Origin of the sequence: Lysinibacillus telephonicus, from assembly GCF_003966145.1 — a bacterium.
GTDB classification, from domain to species: Bacteria; Bacillota; Bacilli; order Bacillales_A; family Planococcaceae; genus Ureibacillus; species Ureibacillus telephonicus.
Map to the genome: position 1 here is coordinate 1 of NZ_RXNR01000115.1, position 6,881 is coordinate 6,881.

6 protein-coding genes are annotated in these 6,881 nt (G+C 35.6%); 4 read left to right on the forward strand and 2 right to left on the reverse strand.

Going from position 1 to position 6,881, the window contains the following annotated elements; translation table 11 throughout:
• Positions 1–365 precede the first annotated feature (365 nt).
• On the reverse strand, positions 366–1,262 hold the full coding sequence (locus EKG35_RS20020; protein WP_126296313.1) for a LysR substrate-binding domain-containing protein: 897 nt from the start codon (positions 1,260–1,262) through the stop codon (positions 366–368).
• 153 nt (positions 1,263–1,415) lie between these two features.
• Between EKG35_RS20020 and EKG35_RS20025 the strand changes: the two genes are divergently transcribed.
• The 4 genes from EKG35_RS20025 to EKG35_RS20040 all read left to right on the forward strand — a co-directional run bounded on the left by EKG35_RS20025 (position 1,416) and on the right by EKG35_RS20040 (position 6,089).
• The gene (locus EKG35_RS20025; protein ID WP_126296314.1) at positions 1,416–2,489 is read left to right on the forward strand and encodes an extracellular solute-binding protein; all 1,074 of its coding nucleotides are present in this window, start codon (positions 1,416–1,418) and stop codon (positions 2,487–2,489) included.
• A gap of 161 nt (positions 2,490–2,650) precedes the next feature.
• Positions 2,651–4,408 carry an ABC transporter permease gene (locus EKG35_RS20030; RefSeq protein WP_126296315.1) on the forward strand — a complete coding sequence of 586 codons (1,758 nt, stop codon included), beginning with the start codon at positions 2,651–2,653 and terminating at the stop codon, positions 4,406–4,408.
• Positions 4,371–5,456, forward strand: coding sequence for an ABC transporter ATP-binding protein (locus tag EKG35_RS20035; protein ID WP_126296316.1), 1,086 nt, complete (start codon positions 4,371–4,373; stop codon positions 5,454–5,456). Before EKG35_RS20030 ends, EKG35_RS20035 begins: the two co-directional genes overlap by 38 nt.
• 15 nt (positions 5,457–5,471) lie before the next feature.
• Positions 5,472–6,089, forward strand: a complete 618-nt coding sequence (locus tag EKG35_RS20040; RefSeq protein ID WP_126296317.1) for a metallophosphoesterase — start codon at positions 5,472–5,474, stop codon at positions 6,087–6,089.
• A 262-nt stretch (positions 6,090–6,351) separates the two neighbouring features.
• Here EKG35_RS20040 and EKG35_RS20045 read toward each other — a convergent pair whose 3' ends face one another.
• Positions 6,352–6,612 (reverse strand): hypothetical protein, encoded by a 261-nt coding sequence (locus EKG35_RS20045; protein WP_185807841.1) that lies wholly within the window; start codon positions 6,610–6,612, stop codon positions 6,352–6,354.
• Between the last annotated feature and the right edge of the window lie 269 nt (positions 6,613–6,881).

Here is a 6,881-nt window from a genome sequence, read left to right on the forward strand (position 1 = left end):
AGGGTCAAAGCCACCAAAAAAAGCCACGTCTTACATCCTGTTTGTGTCATTACCATTATGAACCGAAGGTACTTATTTTCATGCCAGGGTTGGGTGTAAAAAACTCATGATTGTTTATTTTGACTTAATCGAATATATATTTGATTGTTGAGGTATGAGAGGGGGGCGGTAATTGATTAGAAAATTATTGCTCTTTTACAATTTCAGAAAACGTATATAAAATACTTCACATGACTAAGCCAATGATGATACCTTTTTATTTATTAGCGCCAGGCTGCTGCTTTTTACTAATAAACAATCACTATCGTATAAAATCTTTTCGTGTAATAAGGTAGGCAAATTTAAAAAGCTATTCTATTTTTATTTTACATTGCCTTAAAAGAAGTCTTTAAATATTCAATAAATACTTTCATCATTGGGGTAAAATGCTGCTTTTTACGATAAATGAGGTAAATATGTCGTTCATTCACATAATTCGGTAATGGCTTTACAAACAAACGTCCTTCTCTCATTTCCTTTTCAACACTTAATTTTGGCAAAATGGCAATTCCAATATTTAATTCCACCGCTTCTTTAATTGTTTGTATTGATCCGATCTCCATAATAATATTTAAATCCACTTTGTTTTGGTACATCCATTGTTCAGCTAGTTGGTGACTAACTGCTTTTTTCTCATGCAAAATAAATGGATAACGTGTTAATTCATAAGGTGCAACGTTCTCCTTTTTACATAGAGGATGATCGTTTGACATAATCAATACTAATTCATCTTCCATAATTGGCACGATCATTAAATCTGGATCATATAAGTCTCCATATGCGATTACACCAAAATCCAACTCAAAATTTTTAACCTTTTCTAAAATAATCGGTGCTTTATTTACAATAAGCGATATATATACCTGATTGTGCTCTTTTTGAAATTGAGCTAAATAAGGAGGCAATATGTATGAAGCAGTTGTTTCACTTGCCCCTAATTGCAGCTTCCCTCTTTTATTCAAGCGATACTGTTCCATTACTTGTTCTGATTCATGAACAAGGCTAACTATTTGTTGTGCATAATGATAAAAGTCTTTTCCTGCATCAGTTAAAATCCACTGTTTGCCGCTATGATCCTCAAAAAGTGCCACTCCTACATGCTCTTGCAATGCCTTTAAATGAAAGGTTACTGTTGGTTGTTTTATATTTAACTGTTTTGCTACAATACTTAGCTTGCCACTTTGAACAGTACAAACAAATACTTTTAGCTGCTGTAAATTCAAACTATATCACCTCACTCAAAATATAGATAAAATCTATTTATTAATCAATATTATTAGATATTATTTAACCCTTTCTTAACAATCCCTTCACATTCTATTAAATGCGAAACGATATGCTTACATTGTTCAAAAAATTATGAAAGAGGTAGAACAATGAAAAAATCATTATTTGCATTAACTGGTTTTACTGCTCTATTTTTAGCCGCATGTTCTTCAGGAGATGAATCAAAAACGAACGAAGCAACTGCAAACACTACGCCAACTGAAGAAATAACTACAATTGAAGAAGTACAACAAACAGAGCCACTAGTAGTCTACTTAAATGATTTCGATGAATTAATTGAACCGTTATTTGAAGAAGAAACAGGTTATGATATTGAACTTGTTGCAGGAAACGGTGCAGAAATTCAATCACGTATTGAATCTGAAAAGGGAAACCCTAACTGGGACGTTGTGTGGATGGATGGACAAGCATCGTTTTCACGTTGGGATCAAGAAGGAATATTTCTTAAAGATTTAGCCTTAGAAAATGAAGCAAACTTAAATGATTTTGGTATTTCTCTTCTACCAGAAGATAAAGCTTACTATCCAACAGGTGCACATGCTGCAGGGATACTCGTGTACAACACAAACGAAATTTCAGCAGAAGATGCACCAAAAACTTGGGCAGATTTAGCTGATCCAAAATTTAAAGATATCGTCGGTATGGCTGATCCATCTATTGCAGCTCCTGCATTTCCTTTTGTTTCATGGTTCTTTGAAGATTTAGGTATGGACGGTGGTAAGGAATACTTTGCTTCACTATTTAATAATGGAGCAAAAGTATATCCAAAAAACCCTAACATTGTGGAGGCATTACTTGCTGGAGACTTAAAGGTCGCTGCTTTACAAGAATCCAACGCTTATAAAATGAAGCAAGACGGAGAGCCAATAGAAATTGTTTGGCCAGAAGAAGGTGCACCAGCATCTGTTCGTTATGCAGCAATAAGTAAAGATACAGATCAAGCTGAGGTTGCAAAAGCATTTATTAATTTCTTACTGGAAAAAGAAACACAAGATGAAATGGTCGCTGCTGGTGTTGAAGGTTACTACACTTCATCAGTTAAAGATGTTGCAAGTCCAAAAGAACGCGATGCCAATGCTCCTCTTCTAGTTGCTGATCCTGAACTTGCTGCTGAAAATGAAGCGGAAATCAAATCGTGGTTTGCTGATCAATCTGTACAATAATTGCTTAGGTAATGTATAAGTAAACTTTATATTACTTATACATTCTTTAAGTTTGCATGAACAAGCACTTTTCTATCATCTTTTTTCCTCCATGATTTATATATAGATAGAAAAGTGTACGTTCATTTATCATGTCTTATAGATGAGGTATTAAAGACGTTATGCTAAAACTCACTAAAAAACCCAGCGCACCAACAGTACTAGGGTGGGGCGTTGTCTTTATATTAATATTGTTTATACTATTGCCACTTGCTGCAGTGTTAATTCAAATCGTTCTACCAGGAATTTTTTTCGGAAAACTTGATTTCCAAGGGTTTGGATTAGTTTTTGAAATATTTGAGCGCAAATTGTGGAGTAAGTCTTTATCGAATTCTTTACTACTTGGAGCTGGAACAGCAGTTCTCGGAACCGTTATAGGTACTGCTTTGGCTATCATGAGGAAATCTAGATCTTTTTATACAGCTATTTTACTTGATTTTACCGCTTGGGCGCTTCTTATTTTACCTTCCTTCATTATCGCGCAAGGTTGGGTTCTTTTTTCAAACGGAAATGGGATTGCCAATCATATATTGGGCTTGCCGTGGGTAAATGATTTTGTGTTTCAACCGATGGGACTCATTTTTATTATGTCATTATGTAAATTTCCATATGCTTATTTAGCAGTAACAGCTGCACTAGAATGGAATGTATCTTACTTTAATGATGCTGCTCGTTTAAATGGAGCGACGAGTTGGAGAGCGCTAAGGACGATTCAAATTCCATTAGTCATTCCTGCCCTTCTATCAGGGGCAGCGTTAATATTTATGGATACAATTGGTGACTTTGGGTTACCTGCCTCGCTAGCGGCCGTATATAGTTTCCCGACGTTATCATATTCAATTTATACTGCTCTTTATACAGCACCTATTCGTTACGATATGGCTGGGATACTTTCTTTTTATCTAGTAGCCATTATTGTCTTCGTCATGCTTTTCCAACTTTGGATATTACGTAAAGGAAACTATTCTACAATTTCTGGACGTGCGATTCGTACAAATCCATTAAAAACAAAAAATAGTTGGTTGTACGATTTCATTAATATCGGCTTTTTACTAATCGCACTTGGAATACCAATTGGTAGTAGTATTATCGTATCGTTTATGGATTCTATCGGTGGTGGTATAACGATCAGTAATTTTACACTTGAAAATTATCAAGAGTTATTAAATATTGACTCTACAATATTAGAAGGTTTGAAAAACTCGTTAACCATAGCTGCACTTGCAGGAGTTATTGGATTAATTGTGGGCATTGGGATTGGATATGTCCTTATCTTTACGGATTTTAAATACCGTTCATTTATCGACTCGTTATCAGTCGTGTCATTGGCTGTACCAGGCGTAGTCCTAGGTATTGGGTATATTTTCATTTGGAATCAGCCATTTCTGGAGCATATACACCTTCATTTATATGGCACACCGGCTATTTTAGTTCTAGCAAGTGTTGCAGGAGCCATACCAATTGCAGCTAGATTAATGATTAGCTCTATGACAAAGATTCCTGCTAGTTTATTAGCATCAGCATCAATTCAAGGAGCGTCATTGACTCGCCGAATATTTACAATTTTACTTCCTTTAATGCGAGCGTCGCTTTTAACAGCTGGGCTTACTGCATTTGGAACGAGTATTTTTGACTTAGCGATTACATCAATTTTGTATCCGCCAAATTTTGTTACTTTACCTGTTGCCATCAATAAAGCTTTTGAAGATTTAAATTATGGTTTTGCAACAGCTGCAACAATAACAAGCGGTACAATCATTATTATTTTCATGATGACATTTAAATGGTTTGTAGAAAAGGGAATAGATTACTTTCTTAACCTAGCAAAAAAGGAGAAGTCCCATGTCTTTAAAGATTCAAAACGTGTCAAAGAAATTTAAAGATTTTCAAGCAATCAACGATGTTAGTTTTACAGTTGAAACAGGCGAAATTGTTAGTATTTTAGGACCTTCAGGTTGTGGAAAATCTACTTTAATGCAAATTGTAGCAGGATTACAAACGTTGGATTCTGGTCAAGTTACATTGAATGGGAACGTTATTTCGTCTGTAAAGCATATAGTACCTCCTGAAAAACGTGGCATTAATATGGTGTTTCAAGATTATGCGTTATGGCCTCATATGACAGTGCTACAAAATATTTTTTACGGTTCAAAAATTCGTAAAGAAGACAAGTTTGAATTACTCAAAAAGCAAAATTTTTTGTTTAATTTATTGCAACTAAATGGATTAGAAAATCGATATCCAAGCGAGCTTTCAGGTGGTCAGCAACAACGTGTTGCAATTGCGCGTGCATTATCAACAAATCCTTCACTTCTTTTAATGGACGAGCCTCTTTCAAATCTTGATATGCAATTGAGGTTTGAAATGCGAACAGAGCTTTCTTACTTATTGCGTCAATTTGGAACAACAGTTTTACATGTAACACATGATCCATTAGAAGCATACTCGTTAGCTGATCGAATTTTAATCCTTCGTGAAGGACGTATTGAGCAATTTGGCACACCCGAGGAGGTTCGTCAAAATCCAGCATCTCTTTGGGTCGCAGGACTTCTTGGAATGACAAATAGAATAACAGCAACCCCATTAACCGAAACAACTGCTAAAGTTGGTGAATCGATCATTTCAGGTATAGGGCAATTATCGATGAGCAGTGATGCAGTTATTGTTGTTGATTCTGATGCACTTCGTATTCTAAAACATATGGAAGATAGTAATAATGCAAATACAATTGATGCGAAGGTTACACATGTTATATATGAAGGACAGAAATGGCGCATTATTTTACAAACAGCAGGTGGACGAATTTCTGCATTAAGTAAAGAACGATTCGAGGTAAATCAAGCAGTAAAGGTTGCATTTGAACCTCAACAAACATTCCTTTTTTCTAAAGCAACAAGTTTTGGTAATAATATGGGAGTTTTGAAATAAGAAAGCAGGCGAATTATGAATAGAGTTTTGGCCATATCCGACATTCACGGACATCTTGAAGCGTTACAAGCGTTATTGCATTTTGCCGAGTATGAGCCAAATAAAGATGAACTTTATTTTGTCGGAGATTATATCGATAAAGGACCAAATAGCGAAGGAACATTACAAGCTGTAAAACAATATGTTGAAAATGGAGCTAATGCTATTATGGGGAACCATGAAAAATGTGCAATTGTGGATATCGAATCTGGGAGTCCGAAATGGAGCTATTGGTCCGATTTTTTAAAAAACCTTCCTCTTTTTATTGAAAGACCTCCATACATTTTCGTTCATGCCGGAATACGGACAGGCATCCCGTTACATGAACAACATGAAGAAGATTTACTTACAATAAGAGAACCTTTTTTTAGTGAAAATATACAGGAAGACGCAACTATTATATTTGGTCATACACCAACTCATCGTTTAGATGTCCCAGTAGGAATGCTTTGGGAAAAAGCGAAAAAAATTGGCATTGATACAGGAGCTGGTATAAACCATTATTTAAGTTTAGTTGATTTAACGAATCGAACTCACTACCGCGTGCCTGTATTAAATCCAGTTATCCAACAAGTAGAAGTCTTTCAATTTTAACTGTAACTTTTATGTCCTCCTTACAAGTGTAAGGAGGTTTTTTATTGTTTCTAATTTGCACATGTTACTCATTTTTCGACCAAGGCATGTAATAATGTGGAATTTTTGGCTGCGGAGAATCGGTAAACTTGGTAGGTCCGTTATTATCTTCACCAAATATTGATAAAAAACGATGCCGTTTTCTTTTGCAGTTTTCGTTAAACTTAAACAAATGACGTTTGCCTTTGCACCAGTGCACTAACAAAGCTAGTTTTTCATCCAATTACATTTGGCGAATTGCATTTTCTGCTAGATTATTATCAATTTTAACTCGATCATCGTACAGAGAGGCTTTTAATGTATGAGCCAGATTTATGTAAACTTTTATAACGTTCCATCCTCCATCCCAAAAATAAAAAGATGGAACCACCATACGGACTTCTTTCAATTCAATTGAATCATGAATGAGTGTAACTAACGTCAATGCCTTTCCATATATCGGTCTCGCAAATAATATAAATGTATTTCGCGCCCGTAAAATCATGAAAGGGAAATTTATATTGCGCCAGTCGCGCATGCGTAGGCGCAGAAAACAATGTAGCCTCACTTATGAGACTACGATAAGGGCTAAAATAACTAAAAAAGTACTGTACTAATGAGGGATTTATATTGCGCCAGTTGCGCATAGCTTAGGCGCAGAAAACGATGTAGTCTCACTTGTGAGACTACGATAAGGGCTAAAAAAACTAAAAAAGTACTGTACTAATGGGGAAGTTATTTTGCGCCTGTCGCTTCGCTTTCGGCGCAGAAAAC